Below are 21,345 nucleotides of genomic sequence, written 5' to 3'. Positions count from 1 at the left end.
TAGGTTCATTTTTTAATGATAAAAGGCATCACATTTTCCGTCACCGCCTCTATTTTATTCGGTGTACTCTATTATTTATCCACCCATTTAAAACCGCTTTCCGGTGAAGAAATCTACGGTTTTAGAATGTGGGTAAGCCTGCCTTTTGTGATTTCAGCACTCTTTATTTTCAAAAAAACCGACGAATTTAACCGCTATTTAAAACGCCTAAAACAGCACCCCCATTTAATTTTGGTATTACTAACAACCACTGCGGTCACAGGCTTGCAGATGTGGCTTTTCCTTTATGCCCCCAACAACGGCTATGCCATTGATGTCTCTATCGGTTATCTATTAATGCCGATTGCAATGGTGGCTGTTGGGCGGTTTTTATTTAATGAAACCTTATCTCTCTTAAAAATTATCTCCATTATTTCCGCGTCTGTTGGGGTATTCATTACATTAATTACCGCAGGTTCACTCTCTTGGGCAACTTTAATGGTATTAATCGGCTACCCTGTTTATTTCAGCTTGCGTAAACATTTTGATATGTCGCATTTATCCAGCTTTGTCTGCGAAATTATATTAATGTTGCCGATAGCCACTTATTTTATGCTCAATACCGATATGCAATTTGTCACCGAAAATAATCCGAATTTTTATTTTTGGTTAGTGTTATTAGGCATTGTCAGTGGTACGGCATTAATTGGCTATATAATGGCAAGTAGCCTTGTGCCGATTAATGTTTTGGGATTATTAAGCTATATTGAACCGCTTGCAATGCTAATTGTTGCTTTTATTATTGGCGAAGTGTTAGATCAATCTTCCTATATTTTAATGGCGTGTTTGATGCTGTCGATATGTCTATTAGTGCTTGATGGCATTATTACTATTCGTAAACAGCGTCGGAGGGAATAATGTTAAAAGGGATCTTATTTTCACTTTCTGCAAATATCTTATTCGGTGCTGGCTATTATTTTGCAGTTTTACTTCGCCCTTTAGAAAGCGATAGTATTTTTGGCTTTCGTATTGTGGTATTAATGCCATTTATTTTACTGGCGATCTTTTTATTTCATCAACAAAAAGCCTTTAAAGATTTATATTATAGAGTAAAACAGACACCTTGTCTTATTTTTATTCTTCTGCTCTTAGCATTAAATACAGCTATTCAGCTTTGGTTATTTCTTTGGGCACCGAATAATAATCAAGCTATTGAAGTTTCTATCGGTTATCTATTATTACCTATCGTTGCAGTTGCTTTAGGTAAACTAGTTTTTAAAGAGCATTTTACTTTATTAAAATGGCTTGCTTTATTTTTTGCAACTCTTGGCGTTACAATCAATATTGTTTTAACCGCAAGTATTTCGTGGGCAACTTTTGTGGCTGGCTTTGGCTACCCTATTTATATTGTATTACGTCGCTATTTTCATATTAATAATTTAGCTACTTTCTTTGTAGAATTATTATTGTTATTACCCTTTGCTATTTATTATATTGCTCAAGTTGATCAAGCCTCTATTTTAATGCAAAATGAATATCTCTATTTTTATCTAGCATTATTAGGGCTAGTGAATGGAATGGCATTTATTTTATATATCGCTTCGAGTAATTTACTGCCGATTAATGTGTTAGGATTACTTGGCTATGCCGAACCTTTGGTAATGTTATTTATTTCCTTTGCCATTGGTGAAGTATTAGAAGCAAAATCCTATATTTTAATGGCGTGTTTGGCGGTATCTATTATCTTATTAAGTGTTGATAGTTTTCGCAAAGTGAAACCCTGATGAACCTCATCCAAATTGCGCTACCCGTGCCGTTGGCACGTTATTTTGATTACCTACTTCCAACGCATTTTGAAAATGTGGTGAAAGGGGCTAGGGTCGTTGTGCCTTTTGGTCGCCAACGTAAAATCGGGATTGTGGTGGACTTTCCGACCACATCAGATATTCCCACCGAAAAACTGAAACCGATTGAGCAACTGTTAGATGAACAAGCTCTGTTTGACGCTGAAATGTGGCAACTTTTACAGTGGGCAAGCCGTTATTATCACGCCCCTTTCGGCGAAGTGCTACAAAGTGCTTTGCCTGTCAAACTACGACAAGGGGAAAGTAGTGAACGCACTGCTCCCGACTATTTTGTTGTCACGGAAAACGGCAGAAAAGCCCTAGCCAACGGCGTGGTTCAAAAGGCAAAAAAACAACAAGAGCTATTAAGCAAACTGGCGGAATTTGCAAATTTCTTTGAAAAACCGACCGCTTGTAGCCCTGCGGTATGGAAAGCTTTGTTTGAAAAAGGGTATCTGGAAAAGCTGGAAATCCCTTTTAACGTGCAAAGCTGGCAGGAAAAATTGGGCGAACAGCCGATTTGCAACAGCCAAAACCGTTTAACGTTGAATAAACAGCAAACCCTTGTCGTCAGCCGTTTGCATTATCAACAAGGCTTCGGGGCGTTTTTGCTCAATGGGGTCACAGGCTCAGGGAAAACGGAAGTCTATCTGCAAGTGATCGAAGAAGTGCTGAAACGGGGCGAACAAGTGTTGGTGCTTGTGCCTGAAATCGGGCTGACCCCCCAAACTATTCAGCGTTTCCAAGCTCGTTTTAATGTGGAAATTGACGCATTGCATTCCCATCTCAACGACACTCAACGGCTCAATGCGTGGCTTCGGGCAAAAAACGGCGAAAGTGCGATTGTGATCGGCACACGTTCCGCCTTGTTCACCCAGTTTCAGCAACTCGGCTTAATTATCATTGATGAAGAACACGATGGCTCATTCAAACAACAAGACGGCTGGCGTTATCACGCACGAGATCTGGCAGTGCTTCGGGCGAAAAATAACAACATTCCGATCATTCTCGGCTCGGCAACGCCTAGTTTTGAAAGTTTGCAAAATGTACAAAACGGTAAATTTATCGAACTTCAGCTTACTGCAAGGGCTGGTAATGCACATTTTTCCAAACAAACCTTAATTGATTTGAAAAAACAGCGGATTTATTCGGGCTTATCGGAAAAGTTGTTAGCAATGATGCAAGCTCACTTGGAAAAAGGCAATCAAGTGATGTTGTTTTTAAACCGACGGGGGTTTGCCCCTGTTTTACTTTGCCACGAATGTGGCTGGATTGCCGATTGCCCGTCCTGTGATAAGCCCTTTACCTATCACCAAAAACAGCGAGTATTGCGTTGCCATCACTGTGCTTCGCAAAAAGCCATTCCACGCCAGTGCGGACATTGTGGCTCAGTCAATTTGATTACCACTGGGATCGGCACAGAACAGCTGGAACAAGTGCTGGCACAGCGTTTTCCGCAGTACAGTATTACTCGCATTGATCGTGACAGCACCGCTCGTAAAGGCTCGTTGGAACAACACCTTGCCGAAATCCAAGCAGGCAAAAGCCAAATTTTGATCGGCACACAGATGTTAGCCAAAGGACACCATTTCCCGAATGTGACTTTAGTCGCCATCGTGAATGTGGATAGTAGCCTGTTTTCCACCGATTACCGTGCAGAAGAACGTTTGGCACAGCTTTATGTACAAGTGTCAGGGCGAGCAGGACGGGCGGAAAAGCAAGGAGAAGTGGTGTTACAAACGCATTACCCCGATCACCCGTTACTCACCAGCTTACTCAACGACGGCTACCTTGCCTTTGCCAGCCAAGCCTTAGCGATGCGAAAAATAATGAGCTTACCACCGTTTTCTTCACAAGTGCTTATTCGTGCAACGGGTAGAGATAGCGACAAAGTTGCAAATTTTCTGCAAGATTTGACCGCTTGTTTACACCAAATTATCAGCGAAAACGGCTGGCAAGGCTTTCAGTTACTTGGGCCTTTCAACGCCCCGATGGCAAAAAAAGCAGGACATTATCGCTGGCAGTTATTAATTCAACATTCGGCAAGAAGTGCGATCCAACAGTTGTTAGATCGTTTTGATGAGCAAAAAGAACAGTTCCTGCGAAACGATATTCGATTGACGGTGGATATTGATCCGCAGGAGTTGGGGTAGGTTATTGTGACCTTTGAGCTTATTTAGCCATTCTAAAAACTATTGGCTAACAGTATTTAACCAAGTATTTATCCAGCGCTTTATCTCACTGTTATCAGGAAGAGTGAAACTTATAGTTTGATAAGTTGGCAATGTGTTAAATAAAGGATCTGCCTTAGTAGTCACAACAGGCTTCATTACATTATAGTAAGAAATAATTCGTTGCGATTCTGGTTGTTGTAGGAAGCTTAGAAACTGTTGAGCTAATTTGAGTTGTCTGCTGCTCTTTGTGATTGCGGCTACTTCCACCTGCACTAAATGTCCTTCTGCAAAATCTGCCGCGACGTATTTATCCGTCTGTTCGTGCCATTGATGATATAGCGGAGATGTTGTATAACTCAACACCAAATCTGCTTCGTTTTTCAAAAATGCACCATAAGTTTCAGACCAGCCTTTTCCCACAGTGACGGTATGTTTGGCTAAATTCTGCCACGCTGATTCTGCCTGTTCGCCATAAACTTGATTTACCCAAAAGAGCAATCCTCGTCCAACGGTGCTAGTTCTAGGATCTTGATAAATCACTTTAAGATCTTGGCGTTCAACAAGTTCTTTTAAACTTTTTGGTGGATTACTGACTTTTTCTTTGTTGTAGATAAAAGCATATTCTCCAAAATCATAGGGTAAAAATATTTTGCTTCGCCATTCAAGCGGTAAGTTATTGGCATTGTTTTGCAGATTGTGTTCTACAAATAAGCCTGATTTTTCAGCTTCGGGCATTAAGAAATGATCGATACCTAACATTACATCGGCTTTAGTCTTATTTTTTTCCAAACGAATACGATTGAACATTGTTACCCCATCTTCAAAAGGCATAAATTTCAAATCGCATTGGCATTGTTTTTCAAATAGCGCTTCAAGTTTAGCAGCAGGCCCCCATTTTGAAGCAAAAGAATCATAGGTATAAACCGTGAGTGTTGGCTGTTGAGCAAAAGTGGTGGTTGCAACGGCTAACGCAGAAAGGGTGAAAAGATTGAATTTCATTGAATATTCCTTCTAAAAGTGAAAATAGAAGGATCTAAAACAGGCGGATATAGATTGTCTGTCTCAAATCCCTACGCTGATATTAGTCAGATCAGGTTCTATGGGTATTTCTCAGCCTTGCTATACAAAGCACCCCGATGAGAACAGAGGTATTCTACTATAATTTTGTGCTAAGATCACTTAAAATATGGCGAATTTTAAAAGTCGCTGAGAATCAGTACAAAATAGAGGAAATCCTTTGAACGAACTTATTTTCACTCTTGAGCCTCAAGACAATGCTCGTCTTCAATCGTTATGCGGTTCTTTTGACGAGCATCTTACCCTTATTGAAAAAAGTTTTAACCTTATTGTTGCGCGTAATGCATTTACCTTTACTATTCAAGCAGTTGAAGAAAATCATTATTCTGCAACATTATTAAAAAATTGTGCGAAATTAATTCAGCAACTTTACAACGAAACTGCTCCAATTAAAGGCAAAGTAAAAGAGCTAGATTTGGAAGATGTTCATTTAGCGATTCAAGAAAGCCGAATGTTGTTGCAAAATCAGTGGACAAGTTCGGCTCATGAAATTGCAATTAAAACAAAACGCGGCGTAATTAAACCACGTGGCGAACATCAACAAGCCTATTTACGTAATATTCTAAGTCACGATATTAGCTTTGGTATTGGGCCTGCAGGAACGGGAAAAACCTTTTTAGCTGTTGCTGCAGCAGTAGAGTCTCTTGAGCGCCAAGAGATTCGCCGTATTTTGCTCACTCGTCCCGCAGTGGAAGCTGGTGAGAAGCTCGGTTTTTTACCAGGGGATCTAGGGCAAAAAATCGAGCCTTATCTTCGACCACTTTACGATGCACTGTTTGAAATGTTAGGTTTCGAGAAGGCACAAAAGCTGATGGAGCGAAATGTGATCGAAATCGCACCGCTTGCATATATGCGTGGGCGAACACTGAATGATGCCTTTATTATTTTAGATGAAAGCCAAAATACAACCATTGAGCAGATGAAGATGTTTTTAACTCGTATTGGTTTCAATTCTAAAGCAGTCATTACGGGCGATATTACTCAAGTGGATTTACCGCGTAGCCAAAAATCTGGCTTAAAACACGCAATGGAAGTATTAAAAGAGGTTCCAGAGTTAAGTTTTAACTTTTTTGACAGTAAGGATATTGTTCGCCACCCTGTCGTTGCAAAAATTGTTCAAGCTTATGATGTATGGGAAGCAGAAGATGAGGCTAACCGAGAAAAAAAGAAATTAGAAAAATTAATAAAAGAGCAAGATAAAATCCTAGAACAAGCAGAAGAATTATAAATATACGTTATAAAGTATAACCATAATTTTAGGTGTAATAGACAAAACATTCTGAATTAAATATAGAAAAGACGACAAATCGTTTAGAGGGATTATTTAGTGAACTTAAGCGAAAATTAAATAATCACAATGAATTAACGAAAAAAGCGTAACATGTTGTTTATACAGGGTTTTTTAAATAAAAAGAGTTGCTAACATTTAGAGAAAATAAACATTAGCAACCATTTTGTCTACTATGCCTATTCTTGGGACAACAGTTTTATCTACTATCCTTTTTTATACTTACATCATCATTCATTTATACAGATAATAAACTCGCCAGCCCAATAACCAACACAAAAATACCTAACCAAATCAAGTGAAGTTTGACGCTTTTGCGGTTTATCTCTTGATTATGCAAACGACGCTGTTCTAGCTTTTGTTTATAAATTTCCAAATCAGCTTCATTGAACGAAAAGCCACAATGTGGGCAAGTAACGGCACTTTCACTGATTTTTTTACGGTATTCGGGGCAACGATGTAAAGCCATTGTAATTCCTACTTTGATATAAACTGAATAAGGTGTTTTACAAATGCACCTGGATTTTCATAATGGGTGTTATGTCCTGCATTTGCAATTTGATGATAGGGGAGCTGATGTTGTTCTGCCATTTGATGAAACTTACTATCCCGCTCTCCCATAATAAATAGCATTTTCCCGTGAAACTGATGACATTGCTCTGGGGAAAAATAGGATTGTTTTGCAAGGCTAGTGGCTTTGAGCATTTGAGCTAGTGCTTGCCCGTGATTATTTAGCCTTTTTTTGATGAAATCTGTCCGCTTGCTTTCGCTTAAATTGGCAAAGACAGGCTGTCGATACCAATCTTCTAAAACATTTGCAAGCGGTTCATTGCTTAGGCGATCTGCCCAGTGGCAATCATTTTGCCAACGTGCTTTTTTTTCTTCATCACTGCTTAAGCCGATATTTGCCCCTTCGAGTAGGATCCCTTTAAGATAAGGATTTTGGGTTGTGAGGGCGTAATCTAAAGCTAATCTACCGCCTAATGAATAGCCGACAAGATAGAAGGGCTGTTCAGCAAGATGTTGTTGCAAGATGTGGTGAAGCTGTTCTCTGGCTTGCTGAAAACTATGGCACGAGATAGCTTGGCTGTGACCGTGACCAGCAAGATCAAGGGTAAGCGGTCGGATTGCAATCTCATTTTGCAATAGCGAGAGGACGGGTTGCCAATCTTGTTGAGAACCAAGAAAACCGTGGAGAAAGACCACGGGTGTTCCTGAATGACTGTGCCAAGTTGTTGCTAACATTAGTCGATAGAAGCACGAGAGATCTGTTCAATCAAGGATTTATAAAGGCTACTACCTTCCTGATCATTCACCTTGATTTCCACAATAGTAACACCTCGACGAGCATAGGCTTGTTTAAGTTTTGTTCCCAAATCCGCCCAAGTATAAGGACGTAGATACTCTAAACCGAACATTGTCGCAATCTGTGAAAACTCAAGATTATGACTAAGACGATAGAATTTATCTTTCGCTTTTTGATCGACCGGAAGCATATCAAAAATTGCACCGCCATTATTGTTAATGACAAATAAAATGGTCGGCTGGCTAATCTGGCGTAAGAGTGATACGGAGTTCAAATCGTGCAAGGCGGAAATATCCCCAATCACTGCAACTGTCGGCTGTCCGCTACCTTTTACAATACCTGCAAGGGTTGCGATTAGCCCATCAATACCGCTTGCACCTCGATTGGTATAGATCGGGTAGCCTTCAGGCAATTTACACAAGGCATCAATTAAGCGGACAAATAAACTATTCCCAATAAATAAATTACCATTAGCTGGCAACACTCGTTCAATATGATGTGCTAGAGAGGCTTCATTGAGATTGCCACCCACCTGCTGTTCAATAAAGGTTTCACAGAATTGTGAAAGAGCCAAAGGTTCCAACAGCCACGGTTTTTGACGAAGTGGTGGGTGAACACGGGTAAAGTGGTGTGCTTTTGCTACAAAACGAGTTTGTTGATGAGCATAGGTATTAAGATAATCTGTCGTTTCCTCAACCAGCCAGAACTCGCCTTTAAAAGCCGATAAAAATTGATTAACTCGCTTGCTCACAATTTGTGAACCAAACTGAATAACAATGTCCGCCTGTAATAAACGTTGTTCTACTGTTTTGTTTGACAGCCAAATGTCTGCATAAGGTAGAGATGCATCAACCCCAGATTGCACATCGCTGATCAAACACCAGCCAAGCGTTTCCGCCCACAGTTTTAATCCCATTCCCTGCTCAAGCGGTAACTTACCTACTACAATTACCCCACGTTTGGTTCGCCAATAATCCCAATTTTCGTGCATCAACACATCTTGTTGGGTTGCTTGTTGATCGTACCATTTCACTTGAGGTTTATTCAGCCAACCTTGAATAGCGTGCAACCACGGATCTTGTCCAATGCTTTCCTCATCAGCTTCATAAAGAGGCTCTGCAAATGGCACATTAATATGGATAACACCACCTTTTTGAGCTTGTTTAGAACAGGCTTGCTCTACACGACCAACTAACCAGCTTGCACTATATTGCGAACTTGGTTTTGGTAAATTGAGATTTGCAATAGGATAATGACTAAAAATATGTTGCTGTTCAATCGCTTGATTGGCCCCACAGCCGATCAGCTCAAGGGGGCGATCTGCGGAAAGCACGATAAGTTTATGGTGTGTGATACTCGCCTCGATCACCGCAGGGTAAAGATTAGCGACCGCAGTTCCAGAAGTTACAATAATTGCAACGGGATCTTGCGTTGCTTTTGCAAGTCCTAGTGCAAAAAAGCCTAAACCACGCTCATCAAAATGGCTATGGCATTCAGCTTGACCTTGTTTTTGCAGATGTAATGCTTCAAGGGTTAAAGGCGTTGAGCGTGAACCTGGGGCAATACAAATATGTTTTACGCCGTAGCGGAGTAAAGCATTTAAAATAACTCGTGACCAAGAACGGTTAAAAGTGCTGATGTTTGTCATTATTCATCTCTTTGCAAATGGAATGTGAGTAGATAGATTGTAGCAAAATTTTGTAAAAAATTGAGAGAGTTTCACCGCTTGTAATGCATATTTTTGTAATTTTAATTTCCATTTGTACTGTAAGTATATAGTTAAAGAATAAACCGACTTAAATCTTCATTCTCAACCACATCATTCAACGCATCAGACACATACTTCTCGTCAATTACGATTTTCTCGCCTGAACGTTCGCTGGCATCGAATGAAATACTATCCATTAGGCGTTCTAACACGGTGTGCAAACGTCTTGCACCGATGTTTTCAGTTTTTTCGTTCACTCGGAATGCGGATTCGGCGATACGGCTGATACCATCTTTGGTAAACTCAATATCCACGCCTTCGGTTTTCATTAACTCACGGTATTGTAAGGTTAAAGACGCATTCGGTTCGGTTAAAATACGCTCAAAATCTTCTTTATTAAGTGATTTAAGCTCTACACGAATTGGTAAACGACCTTGTAATTCTGGCAGTAAATCAGACGGACGAGCCACTTGGAAGGCACCGGAACAGATAAAGAGAATGTGATCGGTTTTGACCATACCGTGTTTAGTATTGACCGTAGAACCTTCGATAATCGGCAGTAAATCACGTTGCACGCCTTCACGGCTTACATCACCGCCACTGTGTTCACCTTTTTTACAGATTTTATCAATCTCATCAATAAAGACGATACCGTGTTGTTCAACCGCTTCAATCGCTTGCTGTTTCAACTCTTCAGGATTAACCAGCTTCGCCGCTTCTTCGTCCACCATCACTTTTAACGCATCTTTAATTTTCATTTTGCGTTTTTTCGTTTTGTTTGGCGACATTCCCTCAAAGAGAGATTGCAGTTGAGAAGTCATATCTTCCATACCTGGTGGAGTCATGATTTCAACGCTCACTTGGGCTGCGACATCAATTTCAATCTCTTTATCGTCAAGCTGACCTTCACGCAATTTTTTGCGGAAGATTTGGCGAGTAGAAGTGTTATCGCTCTCTTGCACGTTTCCCCACTGATCTTTCGCTGGCGGTAATAACACATCTAAAATGCGATCTTCCGCTGCATCTTGCGCACGCATACGGTTTTTTTCGACCGCTTGTTGGCGAACCAATTTCATTGAAACATTAGCAAGATCACGAATAATCGAGTCCACCTCTTTACCCACATAGCCGACTTCGGTAAATTTCGTGGCTTCAACTTTAATAAACGGTGCATCGGCAAGTTTTGCCAAACGGCGAGCGATCTCGGTTTTACCTACGCCTGTTGGACCGATCATCAGAATATTTTTCGGGGTCACTTCTTGACGCAGTTCTTCTGGCAACTGCATACGGCGCCAGCGGTTACGCAAGGCAATAGCTACTGCTCGTTTAGCTTCATTTTGTCCGATAATATGTGCGTCTAATTCAGACACAATTTCACGAGGGGTCATTGACATAGTTTTATTCCATTTTGTAGGGACACACTGCGTGTGTCCGTTAATTCACATCAATATATTTATTTTTGGACACACGCAGTGTGTCTCTACTATACTTCTTCAATCACGTGATTATGGTTGCTGTAAATATCAATATCCCCAGCAATTTTTAACGCTTCTGCCACGATTTCTTTAGCAGAAAGATTATTTTCCGTTCTTAATAGGGCAAGAGCAGCAGCTTTTGCATAGTTACCACCAGAGCCGATGGCTAATACATCAAATTCAGGCTCAATTACATCGCCACTACCTGAAACCAGCAAAAACTCACTTTCGTTTGCGACGATCATCATCGCTTCTAATTTGCGAAGTGAGCGCTCGGTACGCCATTCTTTTGCAAGTTCAACCGCAGATTTGACTAAATGCCCTTGATGTAATTCAAGTTTTTTCTCAAACAGATCACGCAAAATAAAGGCATCTGCCGTTGAGCCTGCAAAGCCTGTTACCACTTTATCTTTATATAAACGGCGAACTTTACGCACTGTACCTTTTTCTACGCAATTGCCTAAAGTTGCTTGTCCGTCACCGCCGATAGCGACTTTGCCATCTTTGCGAACACATACAATCGTTGTCATTGAAATTCCTATTTTTCTAAAAAACTGCGTGCATATTTAAGGGCAATATCATCAGTTTCAAGTGTAAGCGGTAATATTAACCAATATTTTTGTAAAATGAATAGAATTTATCATAATTAGGTCTAAAATATACGCTGTTCATATTTCACTTTATAGGAGTTCGCTATGTTCAAATTTATTAAAAAACCTGTTTAACTCAGAAAAAGAAACGGTAGAACTTTCTCTTTCTGCCGATGAAATCGCCCCTAAAATTATCACTGCATTAGGTGGTGCAGAAAATATAGAATATCTTGATTTCTGTTTAACTCGATTAAGAGTTCAACTAAAATCAAAAGATAAAATTGACCGTAAAGGCTTAAAAGCATTTGGTGCCGCAGAAGTGGTACAAATTGTTGAAAATAACGTACACGTTATTTTTGGCACAAAATCTGAAAGCTATGCGAATGCGATTAATGCTATTTTAAAAAAATATTTAGAGTGTCTAAATTAAAGGGGTAATTAATTCTATTCCTGTTGGTGTTTTTCCAGAGAAAAGCATTTCAGTTTTATATACCAACATTTTTACCCCATTATCCATCCCTTCCTTAAAAATTTGAGCGTATTTTGCATCAATTTTCTTAGCTATCTCAAAGGCCTTAATACCTGTATGTAAAATAGCAAAAAAAATGACTGCCTGTTGCCCTTGCTGGGAAATTGCTATCAATTCTCTTAGATGTTTTTGTCCTCTTTCAGTTTTTGTATCAGGGAACATTCCAATACCGTTTTCAGTGAGTAGCGTAGTTGCTTTTACTTCTACAAAACAGTCCAACAAATTTTGTTGTTTTAAGAGGAAATCAATGCGACTATTTTCTTGACCATACTTCTGTTCGGGTAAGATTTCATCGTAATCTACGAGTTCACGGATCCATTTATTCTTTAATGCTTCAGAAACAAGTTGGTTTGCTCTATGTGTATTTACACAAATAAAATCACCTGACTGAGTTTGAGTGAGCTCCCAAGTATAGGCATACTTACGTTTGAGGTTATTTGATGTTGAAAACCAAACAATGTCTCCAGGATTAGCACAACCAGTCATAGCTCCAGTATTGGGACAGTGAATTGTGATTTGTTCTCCGTTTGGAAGTTTTACATCAGCTAAGAAACGTTTATAGCGTTGAATTAGTATGCCAGACGAGAGTGTCGGAAAGAGCATTAAAACCTCTTCGGAAATAACTAGGGGTAATTTTCAAACTTCAGGGTATTAATTAAGTGATTTTTTAACAGAATTTCTCAAAGAGATTTAACATGGTACCCAAGGCCAGACTTGAACTGGCACGCCCCGAAAGGCGAGGGATTTTAAATCCCTTGCGTCTACCGATTCCGCCACTCGGGCACAATAATGGAGCGGGAAACGAGGCTCGAACTTGCGACCCCGACCTTGGCAAGGTCGTGCTCTACCAACTGAGCTATTCCCGCATAGAGTAAGTCATTTGTGTCATAATGCTTTTTTACCCTATTCTAATTAATTTAATTTAACTGTCAAATAAAAATATTAATAATGGTTGTTGTACGTTTAAAATTCATGCATCTGTAATAGGATTTTTCTATTAAGTGTTAATGATATAGTGTGGGCATTTATATTATGACTTTCTTAAATACTGATAAGTAGATACTTGCTATTACAGGTAAATAGTTAAATCATCATATAAGAGAGATGATACTTATGAAACCTTTGTAAACATATTACTTTTTCCTGATCGCGTCCTTTTATATGCTATAATCCACCAATTTTTGATAGACTGAATAGAAGATATGACCATAAATTTAGTTCAATTTTTAACAGAAACCCTCGAAGGGCTGAAAGCTCAGGATATTCAAGCGATTGATGTAAGAGGGAAATCGAGCATTACTGAAACGATGATTGTGTGTACGGGGACATCAAGTCGTCACGTTGCTTCTACTGCAGATAATTTGATTGTGGAAAGTAAGAAAGCTGGTGTGGAAGTGTTTGCTCACGAGGGTAAAGCAGTTGCTGACTGGATCGTGGTCGATTTTGGGCAGGCGATTGTGCATATTTTGCAACAAGATAGTCGTGAGATGTATCAATTAGAAAAACTTTGGGTGTAGATGAAAATTCAATTAGTGGCAGTGGGAACTAAAATGCCTGATTGGGTTACCAAAGGTTTTGAGGAATATCAGCGTCGTTTTCCAAAAGATATGCCTTTTGAGCTGATTGAGATCCCTGCAGGTAAGCGTGGTAAGAATGCGGATATTAAACGCATTCTAGAGCAAGAAGGCAAGGCGATGTTGGCAGCTTGTGGGCGTGCGAAGGTTGTGACCCTTGATATTCCTGGTAAGCCTTGGACGACAGAGCAACTCGCCCAGCAGTTAGAGAGCTGGAAGAATGATGGGCGTGATGTGTGTCTATTGATTGGTGGTCCAGAGGGGCTTTCACCTGAATGTAAAGCGGCGGCAGAGCAGAGTTGGTCGCTGTCGCCATTAACCTTGCCTCACCCATTAGTGCGTGTGGTGGTGGCTGAGAGTTTATATCGTGCGTGGTCTTTGACAACAAATCACCCTTATCATCGAGAATAATGGCAAATGTTTGGTAAATTCGCAAAACCGCAAAATTATGACAAGGTGCGTAACGGGCAAGCAGAGTTAAATCTGTTTGTACGTCGCGCCTTGATTGCGTTTGTGGGGGTGATTGCTTTAACAGGTATTTTGCTAACAAATCTTTATCATTTGCAAATTGTTGATTATGCCTCTTATCAAACTCGTTCTGATGGAAATCGGATTAAGTTATTGCCTGTGCCTCCGACAAGGGGGCTGATTTATGACCGAAATGGTAAGGTTTTAGCTGAAAATTTGACCTATTTTGGTTTGTATATTGTGCCAGAGAAGATCTATAACCTAGATCAGACCCTTGAAGAATTAAAATTATTGGTGGGTTTAACCGATCAAGATATTGAGAACTTTCATAAAGAGAAAAAACGTACAACTCGTTATACTCCGATTTTATTAAAGCCTGATTTAACCGAAGAGCAGATGGCTCGTTTTGCGGTTAATCAGTATCGTTTTCCAAGTATGGACGTTCACCCTTATTTTAAACGAAATTATCCTTATGGGGATATTTTGACCCATATCCTCGGTTATGTTGCGAAGATTAATGATCGGGATAAGAAACGTTTGCAAGAGGAAGGGAAATTTGGAAATTATGCGGGTTCGCACGATATTGGGAAGCTGGGCATTGAGAAATTTTATGAAGAGCAGTTACACGGTGTAACAGGTTTTGAGGAAGTGGAAATTAATAACCGTGGTAAAGTTATTCGTAAATTGCGTGATCAGCCTGCAGTGGCTGGAAGCAGTATTCGTTTGAGCCTTGATATTGATTTGCAACGCTATGTGGCGAACTTATTGGATAATCAGAAAGGGGCGGTGGTTGTTTTAGATCCGACTGACAGCAGTATTTTGGCGATGGTGACAAACCCAAGTTATGACAATAATCTGTTTGTTGATGGGGTGTCGGGTAAAGATTATAAGCAGTTGTTAGAAGATCCTGACCGCCCATTGTATAGCCGTGCAACACAAGGGACTTATCCACCCGCTTCAACCATTAAGCCGTTTATGGCAGTAGCAGGTTTAACGGAAGGTAAGATTACTCCAAACACGACAATTTATGACCCTGGTTTTTGGATTTTACCTGGTTCTACACAGCGTTTCCGTGACTGGAAAAAAGGGGGGCACGGTAGAACTGATGTGAATAGGGCGATTGTCGAGTCGTCTGATACGTTTTTCTATCAACTCGCCTATGATATGGGGATTGATAAGATGTCGGATTGGATGAAGAAATTCGGCTTTGGTGTGAAAACGGGGATTGATTTGGCTGAAGAGTCCGTCGGAATTATGCCAAGTCGTGAGTGGAAACAGAAACGTTATAGAAAATCTTGGTTACAAGGGGATACTATTTCCGTCGGCATTGGGCAAGGTTATTGGATTTCAACACCGTTACAGCTGGCAAAAGCAACGGCAGTGCTGATTAACAATGGGCGGGTGAATACGCCTCACTTGATGAAAGAGATAATGTCGAGTGAGCTTATTCCTTATAAAGATCCGTTGTTATACGAGGATATTTCTGATGTGCCAAGCCTTTATTGGCAGATCTCAAAACTGGGTATGTATAACGTAATTAATGCGAGCAACGGTACTGGGCGAAAAGCCTTTGCTGGTACTGCGTATCGAGCTGCAGGTAAAACAGGAACAGCTCAGGTCTTTAGTTTAAACGGACAAAGTTATGATGCCAAAGGTTTAAAAAAGAATTTACACGATCACGGTTGGTTTATTGGGTATGCTCCCTATGATAACCCTAAAATTGTGGTTTCCATTATTTTAGAAAATGCGGGCGGTGGCGGTAGTACCGCAGCACCGATAGCAAGACAGATTATGGATTATGCTTTGTTACACCAAACCGAAGCTACAGCACCGTTGCCTGTAGAAGAACGTGAACCCCCAGAAGCAGAGGAATTGAGTGAATAAATCATCATTTTTAGGACGATTTTGGAAGATCTTTGCCTTAGATTTATGGCTATTAATCGGCTTGCTGGCAATTACTGGCTATGGTTTGTTAGTCTTATATAGTGCAAGCGGTGGCAGTGAAAAAATGTTTACCAACAGAGTAATCCAAGTGTGTCTGGGTTTAGGGGTAATGTTTGTGATGGCGATGTTCCCCCCTCGTTTTTACGAAAAAGTATCACCCTGCCTATATGTGGTTTGTATTATTTTGCTGATTTTGGTTGATGTGGCAGGTGAAATCAGTAAGGGCGCGCAACGTTGGCTAAATCTTGGATTTATTCGATTTCAACCCTCAGAGATTGCCAAACTTTCTGTACCGTTAATGGTGGCAAGCTATTTAGGTAATCGTTCCTTACCGCCAAATCTACGCGATACCAGTATTGCTCTGGCGATTATTATTGCGCCAACATTATTAGTTGCAATGCAGCCTGATTTGGGTACTTCTATTTTAGTTTGTGCCGCTGGGCTGTTTGTTTTATTTCTTGCTGGGTTAAGTTGGAAACTTATTGGGGCTGGTATTGTCTTTCTAGCAGGATTTATTCCGATAATGTGGTTTTATTTGATGCACGATTATCAAAAGACAAGGGTAATGACGTTAATTGATCCCGATAAAGACCCGCTAGGAACAGGTTATCACATTATTCAATCCAAAATTGCTATTGGCTCTGGCGGTATTGAAGGAAAAGGTTGGATGGAAGGTACGCAATCTCAGTTAGATTTTTTGCCCGAGCCACATACGGACTTTATCTTTGCGGTACTCAGTGAGGAATTTGGTTTAATTGGTGTTTTGGTATTATTAGCTATTTACCTATTTATTATCGCAAGGGGATTAATGATTGGGGCAAAATCTGCCTCAGCCTTTGGACGAATTTTATCGGGAGGAACCGCTCTCTTATTATTTGTATATGTGTTTGTGAATATCGGTATGGTAAGCGGTATTTTACCTGTAGTTGGCGTTCCATTGCCGTTGTTTAGTTATGGCGGAACCTCTTATGTTACCTTAATGGCAGCTTTTGGTTTAATGATGTCGAGTTATGTTCATCGTGAACGAAAAGAGAAAAGCAATCCATATAAATTAGCAGAAAAATAAATATTCTATGATTAAAAGGGGAATTTAATGAAAATAGGCAAAATTGTTACGCTATTATTAGCTGCAATGATAATGTTTACACCATTGGAAACAATGGCAACAAATACAAAGAAACAAACAACTAAAACGCAGCTTATCGTAAAGAAAAAATCGACAAAAAAAGTAACATCTAAGAAAAAGGTAAAGAAGAAAGCTGTAAGCTCTAACACTAAAAGTACAAAAACAACCGTTCCTAGTGATAATCAAACAAAAAAACTTTATGGGGTAAAAGGAGCAGATTTAGAACGCGTTAAAATATCAAATAATCAAAAATCCTATCAAGAGAAGGGGACAACGCATACGGTAATGGGTAAAGAAGCTTCTCGTCAGTACAGCGAAGTTGGAACTGCAAGTTATTATGCGGATAAATTCCACGGACGCAGAACCGCAAGCGGTGAGATTTTTGATAAAAATGGTTATACTGCGGCTCATAAAACTCTTGCGCTGGGATCTTATGCTTTAATAACAAATTTACGCAATGGCAAAAAAGTAATAGTACGGATTAATGATCGTGGGCCATTTAGTAAAACTCGCATTATTGATTTATCTAAAGGTGCTGCTAAAGTGATTGGTATGGTGGGTGCTGGTACAGCAAAAGTACGAGTGGAAGCTATGCAGGTAGATAAAGAAGGCTATATTATTGGGAAAGGGGCGGAAGCACTCTATCAAATTGCACAACAAGAAGGGTTGAACCTTAAAGTGAAAGGGGATGGTGAAACACTTGCCATTAAAGCCGATACCGAACCTACACCGCAAGCGGTTGTTTCTCAGCCAAAATTTGTGTTAAAGGTCACTCAACTTAAGAATGAACGTATGGCGAAAAAAGTACAGAAAGTGATTTCGACAGTGAATAGCCATATTGTCACGAAAGAAAAGAGATATGAAGTGATTATTGATGTTTCTTCAGCTGAAGAAGCTCAACACGTTAAACAGCAGCTCAACCGTTTAGGTTACACTGTATTCAGTTATTCAGAAAAATAGATAGGATTTTTTATATGTTAAAAAGTAAAGTACTCAAAACGGTCAGTCTATGTGCTATTGCTTATTCAAGTGTGAATATGGCTTATGCTCAAGATATTGATTATGGCATTGCAGCCCCCCAACTTAATGCTCAAACCTATATTTTAATGGATTACAATTCTGGTGCAGTATTAGCCAGCCTTAATCCGGATCAACGCCAAGCACCTGCAAGTTTAACCAAAATGATGACGAGCTATGTGGTTGGTGAAGCCTTGAAAACAGGTAAAATCAAAAACAGCGATTTAGTCACCGTCACCGAAAACTCTTGGGGACAAAAATTCCCAGGCTCGTCTAAAATGTTCTTGAATGTTAATCAGCAGGTGTCTGTTGAAGATTTGAACAAAGGGATTATCGTTGTGTCGGGTAATGATGCTTGTGTTGCGATTGCAGAGCATATTTCGGGTTCAGAGCAAACATTCATTGATAGTATGAATAAATTTGTGCAGAAGTTTGGTTTGAAAAATACGCATTTTGCGACTGTACACGGTTTAGACCACCCAGAACAATACTCATCAGCAAGAGATATGGCGATTATCGGCGCTCATATCATTCGTGACTTGCCTGAAGAGTACAAAATTTATTCAGAAAAAGAGTTTACCTACAACAAAATTACCCAACCTAACCGCAATGGCTTATTGTGGGATAAATCCATCAATGTCGATGGAATGAAAACAGGACATACCGATCAAGCAGGCTATAACCTTGTAGCCTCAGCATACAATAGTAATACCCGTTTAATCTCAGTGGTTATGGGCGTACCAACCTATAAAGGGCGTGAAGTGGAAAGTAAAAAACTGTTACAGTGGGGATTTGCTAACTTTGAAACTGTCAAACCACTTTCAGCAGGGCAAAGCGTGCTTGAACAAGCGGTGTATTATGGTGATTTAAGCAAAGCTCAACTAGGCACATTACAAGATAGTTACATTACCGTTCCAAAAGGTAAAACAGCAGAACTTAAAGCTCGCTATACCCTAGAAAAAACAAATTTGGAAGCCCCGTTAGTGAAAGGGCAAGTCGTTGGAAAAGTGATTTATCAACTCAATGGCAAAGATGTGGCGAGTGTTGATTTACAAGTAATGCACGATGTTCAAGAAGCAGGTATCTTTGGCAAAGCGTGGGATTGGATCGTTTTAACGGTTAAAGGTCTGTTTAATTAACCCCTTGTAATTATCAGAATTGCCCTCATTTAGTGTGCCATTCAAACAAGCGGTGCGATCTTGCAAATTTTTTGCAAAATCACACCGCTCTCATATTCATAAAGGACAATAAAATGACTGAAACAAAAAGCGTAAATTTAGCCGATATTCCACAACAAAAACTCAAAGACTTGCTCGAGTTTCCTTGTTCATTCACTTTCAAAGTGGTGGGTGCGGCTCGTGAAGGTTTAATCGATGATGTCGTTAGCGAAGTACAAAAAGTGGTTAAAGGCGACTATAATCCATCTCTTAAAGAGAGTGGCAAAGGCACTTATCACTCTGTATCCATCACTATTCAAGCCGAAAATATCGAACAAGTCGAAACACTCTATACCGACTTAGCCAAAATTGAAGGCGTGAGAATGGTATTGTAACCTATGCCCCAACTTATCATTCGCCAACTTGGTGTGCAAGATTACCAAGAAATTTGGCACAAAATGCAGGATTTTACCGATAGCCGTGATGAACAAACAGCCGACGAAATTTGGCTGGTTCAGCACCCGTCGGTGTTTACTCAAGGTTCTGCTGGGAAACCTGAGCATCTGCTCAATCCCACGAATATCCCCGTGGTACAATCGGATCGTGGTGGGCAGATTACCTATCACGGTTTAGGACAGCAAATTATGTATGTGCTGATCGACATCAAACGCCACAAGACAAAAGGTAACGATTTGAGCGTGCGAGATTTGGTGACAGCATTGGAACAATGTGTAGTGAAAACCCTTGCTGATTATGGAATTAATGCCTATCCCAAACCAGACGCACCTGGGGTGTATGTGGACGGTAAGAAAATCTGTTCGCTTGGTTTACGCATTCGCAAAGGCTGTTCGTTTCACGGACTGGCATTGAATATCCAGATGGATTTAACACCGTTTCGCAATATCAATCCTTGTGGCTATGCAGGATTGGAAATGTGTCAATTAGCTGATTTTGTCGCTGAAGCTGAAGCCGATTGCGACAAGGTTTCGCCTAAATTGGTCGATTACTTTACCCAAATTCTCGGCTATAATAAGCAACAAATTATTAACAAATAGGACAATTATCGAATGGGTACACCTTTTAAAATGGAACGTGGCGTGAAATATCGTGATGCAGCTAAAACGTCCATTATTCCTGTTAAAAATATCGATCCCAACCAAGAATTACTGAAAAAACCTGAGTGGATGAAGATTAAACTGCCAGCCAACTCAGCAAAAATTGAAAGTATCAAAAACGGTATGCGTCGCCACGGCTTGCACTCTGTGTGCGAAGAAGCCTCTTGCCCGAACTTACACGAATGTTTTAACCACGGCACGGCAACTTTTATGATTATGGGTGCAATTTGTACTCGTCGCTGCCCATTCTGCGATGTGGCTCACGGCAAGCCGTTGCCTTTAGATAAAGACGAGCCGAAGAAACTGGCGGAAACCATTCAGGATATGAAGCTCAAATATGTGGTGATTACGTCTGTGGATCGTGATGATTTGCCTGATCGTGGTGCAGGGCATTTTGCGGAATGTGTGAAAGAGATCCGTGCGTTAAACCCAGGGATTAAAATTGAGATTTTAGTGCCGGATTTCCGTGGTCGTGTTGAACAAGCAATTGAAATTTTAAAAGAAAATCCGCCAGATGTATTTAACCATAACCTTGAGAACGTGCCACGCCTGTATAAAGAAATTCGTCCAGGTGCGGATTATGAATGGTCGCTCAAACTACTCAAAGAATTTAAGGCGGTTTTCCCAGATATTCCAACTAAATCAGGCATTATGGTCGGTTTAGGGGAAACTAACGAAGAGATTTTACAGGTGATGCAAGACTTGCGTGATCACGGTGTCACAATGCTGACATTAGGGCAGTATTTACAACCAAGTCGCCACCATTTACCCGTGGCACGTTACGTTCACCCAACGGAATTTGATATGTTCCGTGAAAAAGCCAACGAAATGGGCTTTGAACACGCCGCCTGTGGGCCTTTCGTCCGCTCTTCCTACCACGCAGATTTACAAGCAAGCGGTGGGTTGGTGAAGTGAAAATTAAATCATATGGTGCACATAAGAAAGTTTTCAAGGGAATTTTAGAGCTAGTTATG

21 protein-coding genes, 2 tRNA genes and 1 riboswitch are annotated in these 21,345 nt (G+C 40.3%); of the genes, 14 read left to right on the top strand and 9 right to left on the bottom strand.

Annotated features, from left to right (window positions below):
- The first annotated feature begins 15 nt into the window (after positions 1–15).
- Genes rarD (J1G47_RS03000) through priA form a run of 3 tightly spaced genes read left to right on the top strand, consistent with a single transcriptional unit; the run spans position 16 to position 3,976 of the window.
- Positions 16–897, top strand: a complete 882-nt coding sequence (gene rarD, locus J1G47_RS03000) for an EamA family transporter RarD (RefSeq protein WP_010786133.1) — start codon at positions 16–18, stop codon at positions 895–897.
- Positions 897–1,763, top strand: coding sequence for an EamA family transporter RarD (rarD, locus tag J1G47_RS02995; RefSeq protein WP_035494660.1), 867 nt, complete (start codon positions 897–899; stop codon positions 1,761–1,763). Before rarD (J1G47_RS03000) ends, rarD (J1G47_RS02995) begins: the two co-directional genes overlap by 1 nt.
- Positions 1,763–3,976, top strand: coding sequence for a primosomal protein N' (gene priA / locus J1G47_RS02990; protein ID WP_207326747.1), 2,214 nt, complete (start codon positions 1,763–1,765; stop codon positions 3,974–3,976). Before rarD (J1G47_RS02995) ends, priA begins: the two co-directional genes overlap by 1 nt.
- Before the next feature lie 39 nt (positions 3,977–4,015).
- Here the strand turns inward: priA and thiB are convergent, their stop codons facing one another.
- Positions 4,016–4,996 (bottom strand): thiamine ABC transporter substrate binding subunit, encoded by a 981-nt coding sequence (gene thiB / locus J1G47_RS02985; protein ID WP_005711006.1) that lies wholly within the window; start codon positions 4,994–4,996, stop codon positions 4,016–4,018.
- A gap of 50 nt (positions 4,997–5,046) precedes the next feature.
- Positions 5,047–5,143, bottom strand: a riboswitch (TPP riboswitch).
- Positions 5,144–5,234: 91 nt separating this feature from the next.
- Here thiB and J1G47_RS02980 point away from each other — a divergent pair.
- On the top strand, positions 5,235–6,302 hold the full coding sequence (locus tag J1G47_RS02980; RefSeq protein ID WP_010786136.1) for a PhoH family protein: 1,068 nt from the start codon (positions 5,235–5,237) through the stop codon (positions 6,300–6,302).
- 298 nt (positions 6,303–6,600) lie between these two features.
- On the opposite strand, the gene J1G47_RS02975 is transcribed toward J1G47_RS02980, so the two are convergent.
- The 5 genes from J1G47_RS02975 to hslV all read right to left on the bottom strand — a co-directional run bounded on the left by J1G47_RS02975 (position 6,601) and on the right by hslV (position 11,381).
- Positions 6,601–6,831, bottom strand: a complete 231-nt coding sequence (locus J1G47_RS02975) for a zinc ribbon domain-containing protein (RefSeq protein ID WP_207326746.1) — start codon at positions 6,829–6,831, stop codon at positions 6,601–6,603.
- An 8-nt stretch (positions 6,832–6,839) separates the two neighbouring features.
- The gene (gene menH / locus J1G47_RS02970) at positions 6,840–7,607 is read right to left on the bottom strand and encodes a 2-succinyl-6-hydroxy-2,4-cyclohexadiene-1-carboxylate synthase (RefSeq protein WP_035498130.1); all 768 of its coding nucleotides are present in this window, start codon (positions 7,605–7,607) and stop codon (positions 6,840–6,842) included.
- The gene (gene menD, locus J1G47_RS02965) at positions 7,607–9,316 is read right to left on the bottom strand and encodes a 2-succinyl-5-enolpyruvyl-6-hydroxy-3-cyclohexene-1-carboxylic-acid synthase (protein WP_160405383.1); all 1,710 of its coding nucleotides are present in this window, start codon (positions 9,314–9,316) and stop codon (positions 7,607–7,609) included. The genes menH and menD overlap by 1 nt, the downstream gene beginning before the upstream one ends.
- A 131-nt stretch (positions 9,317–9,447) precedes the next feature.
- Complete coding sequence (gene hslU, locus J1G47_RS02960) at positions 9,448–10,770, bottom strand: HslU--HslV peptidase ATPase subunit (protein ID WP_075620634.1); 1,323 nt, start codon at positions 10,768–10,770, stop codon at positions 9,448–9,450.
- A gap of 89 nt (positions 10,771–10,859) precedes the next feature.
- A complete protein-coding gene (gene hslV, locus J1G47_RS02955; RefSeq protein ID WP_005713804.1) occupies positions 10,860–11,381 on the bottom strand; it encodes an ATP-dependent protease subunit HslV in 522 nt (173 codons plus the stop codon).
- Positions 11,382–11,481: 100 nt separating this feature from the next.
- Here hslV and J1G47_RS12195 point away from each other — a divergent pair, with 100 nt between their 5' ends.
- Complete coding sequence (locus J1G47_RS12195; RefSeq protein ID WP_080724036.1) at positions 11,482–11,871, top strand: PTS transporter subunit EIIB; 390 nt, start codon at positions 11,482–11,484, stop codon at positions 11,869–11,871.
- Here the strand turns inward: J1G47_RS12195 and sfsA are convergent.
- The 3 genes from sfsA to J1G47_RS02935 all read right to left on the bottom strand — a co-directional run bounded on the left by sfsA (position 11,863) and on the right by J1G47_RS02935 (position 12,836).
- Positions 11,863–12,573, bottom strand: coding sequence for a DNA/RNA nuclease SfsA (sfsA, locus tag J1G47_RS02945; protein ID WP_005713797.1), 711 nt, complete (start codon positions 12,571–12,573; stop codon positions 11,863–11,865). The two genes, J1G47_RS12195 and sfsA, sit on opposite strands and share 9 nt — an antisense overlap.
- A gap of 93 nt (positions 12,574–12,666) precedes the next feature.
- Positions 12,667–12,753 (bottom strand) — tRNA-Leu (locus J1G47_RS02940).
- 7 nt (positions 12,754–12,760) lie between these two features.
- Positions 12,761–12,836, bottom strand: a tRNA-Gly gene (locus J1G47_RS02935).
- A 336-nt stretch (positions 12,837–13,172) separates the two neighbouring features.
- Between J1G47_RS02935 and rsfS the strand changes: the two genes are divergently transcribed.
- From rsfS to lipA, 9 genes are all read left to right on the top strand, one after another.
- Positions 13,173–13,487 (top strand): ribosome silencing factor, encoded by a 315-nt coding sequence (gene rsfS / locus J1G47_RS02930; protein ID WP_015939686.1) that lies wholly within the window; start codon positions 13,173–13,175, stop codon positions 13,485–13,487.
- A complete protein-coding gene (gene rlmH, locus J1G47_RS02925) occupies positions 13,488–13,955 on the top strand; it encodes a 23S rRNA (pseudouridine(1915)-N(3))-methyltransferase RlmH (RefSeq protein WP_005713791.1) in 468 nt (155 codons plus the stop codon). It abuts the gene before it with no gap.
- A gap of 6 nt (positions 13,956–13,961) precedes the next feature.
- Complete coding sequence (mrdA, locus tag J1G47_RS02920; RefSeq protein WP_010786141.1) at positions 13,962–15,896, top strand: penicillin-binding protein 2; 1,935 nt, start codon at positions 13,962–13,964, stop codon at positions 15,894–15,896.
- A complete protein-coding gene (gene rodA, locus J1G47_RS02915; RefSeq protein WP_005713785.1) occupies positions 15,889–17,022 on the top strand; it encodes a rod shape-determining protein RodA in 1,134 nt (377 codons plus the stop codon). Before mrdA ends, rodA begins: the two co-directional genes overlap by 8 nt.
- Before the next feature lie 27 nt (positions 17,023–17,049).
- Positions 17,050–18,042: a septal ring lytic transglycosylase RlpA family protein gene (locus J1G47_RS02910; protein ID WP_005713783.1), complete on the top strand. Its 993-nt coding sequence runs from the start codon at positions 17,050–17,052 to the stop codon at positions 18,040–18,042.
- A 14-nt stretch (positions 18,043–18,056) separates the two neighbouring features.
- Positions 18,057–19,238, top strand: a complete 1,182-nt coding sequence (locus tag J1G47_RS02905; protein ID WP_010786143.1) for a serine hydrolase — start codon at positions 18,057–18,059, stop codon at positions 19,236–19,238.
- Positions 19,239–19,351: 113 nt separating this feature from the next.
- Positions 19,352–19,651, top strand: coding sequence for a DUF493 family protein YbeD (ybeD, locus tag J1G47_RS02900; RefSeq protein ID WP_010786144.1), 300 nt, complete (start codon positions 19,352–19,354; stop codon positions 19,649–19,651).
- A gap of 3 nt (positions 19,652–19,654) precedes the next feature.
- A complete protein-coding gene (gene lipB / locus J1G47_RS02895) occupies positions 19,655–20,311 on the top strand; it encodes a lipoyl(octanoyl) transferase LipB (protein WP_005713777.1) in 657 nt (218 codons plus the stop codon).
- Between the two features lie 12 nt (positions 20,312–20,323).
- A complete protein-coding gene (gene lipA / locus J1G47_RS02890) occupies positions 20,324–21,286 on the top strand; it encodes a lipoyl synthase (RefSeq protein ID WP_005713775.1) in 963 nt (320 codons plus the stop codon).
- Positions 21,287–21,345: the final 59 nt, after the last annotated feature.

This window comes from Glaesserella parasuis, from assembly GCF_017352235.1.
Lineage (GTDB): Bacteria > Pseudomonadota > Gammaproteobacteria > Enterobacterales > Pasteurellaceae > Glaesserella > Glaesserella parasuis.
The sequence above is the reverse complement of the archived record's forward strand: the minus strand, read 5'-3'. Positions and strand labels throughout refer to the sequence as shown.

What these genes read in the sequence shown, in the direction of transcription:
- J1G47_RS02975 (WP_207326746.1), bottom strand. Translation starts at nt 6,831, where the DNA reads ATGGCTTTACATCGTTGCCCCGAATACCGTAAAAAAATCAGTGAAAGT.
- ybeD (WP_010786144.1), top strand. Translation starts at nt 19,352, where the DNA reads ATGACTGAAACAAAAAGCGTAAATTTAGCCGATATTCCACAACAAAAA.
- menH (WP_035498130.1), bottom strand. Translation starts at nt 7,607, where the DNA reads ATGTTAGCAACAACTTGGCACAGTCATTCAGGAACACCCGTGGTCTTT.
- rsfS (WP_015939686.1), top strand. Translation starts at nt 13,173, where the DNA reads ATGACCATAAATTTAGTTCAATTTTTAACAGAAACCCTCGAAGGGCTG.
- rarD (WP_035494660.1), top strand. Translation starts at nt 897, where the DNA reads ATGTTAAAAGGGATCTTATTTTCACTTTCTGCAAATATCTTATTCGGT.
- menD (WP_160405383.1), bottom strand. Translation starts at nt 9,316, where the DNA reads ATGACAAACATCAGCACTTTTAACCGTTCTTGGTCACGAGTTATTTTA.
- sfsA (WP_005713797.1), bottom strand. Translation starts at nt 12,573, where the DNA reads ATGCTCTTTCCGACACTCTCGTCTGGCATACTAATTCAACGCTATAAA.
- rlmH (WP_005713791.1), top strand. Translation starts at nt 13,488, where the DNA reads ATGAAAATTCAATTAGTGGCAGTGGGAACTAAAATGCCTGATTGGGTT.
- J1G47_RS02910 (WP_005713783.1), top strand. Translation starts at nt 17,050, where the DNA reads ATGAAAATAGGCAAAATTGTTACGCTATTATTAGCTGCAATGATAATG.
- hslV (WP_005713804.1), bottom strand. Translation starts at nt 11,381, where the DNA reads ATGACAACGATTGTATGTGTTCGCAAAGATGGCAAAGTCGCTATCGGC.
- J1G47_RS02905 (WP_010786143.1), top strand. Translation starts at nt 18,057, where the DNA reads ATGTTAAAAAGTAAAGTACTCAAAACGGTCAGTCTATGTGCTATTGCT.
- hslU (WP_075620634.1), bottom strand. Translation starts at nt 10,770, where the DNA reads ATGTCAATGACCCCTCGTGAAATTGTGTCTGAATTAGACGCACATATT.
- rarD (WP_010786133.1), top strand. Translation starts at nt 16, where the DNA reads ATGATAAAAGGCATCACATTTTCCGTCACCGCCTCTATTTTATTCGGT.
- lipB (WP_005713777.1), top strand. Translation starts at nt 19,655, where the DNA reads ATGCCCCAACTTATCATTCGCCAACTTGGTGTGCAAGATTACCAAGAA.
- lipA (WP_005713775.1), top strand. Translation starts at nt 20,324, where the DNA reads ATGGGTACACCTTTTAAAATGGAACGTGGCGTGAAATATCGTGATGCA.
- thiB (WP_005711006.1), bottom strand. Translation starts at nt 4,996, where the DNA reads ATGAAATTCAATCTTTTCACCCTTTCTGCGTTAGCCGTTGCAACCACC.
- mrdA (WP_010786141.1), top strand. Translation starts at nt 13,962, where the DNA reads ATGTTTGGTAAATTCGCAAAACCGCAAAATTATGACAAGGTGCGTAAC.
- priA (WP_207326747.1), top strand. Translation starts at nt 1,763, where the DNA reads ATGAACCTCATCCAAATTGCGCTACCCGTGCCGTTGGCACGTTATTTT.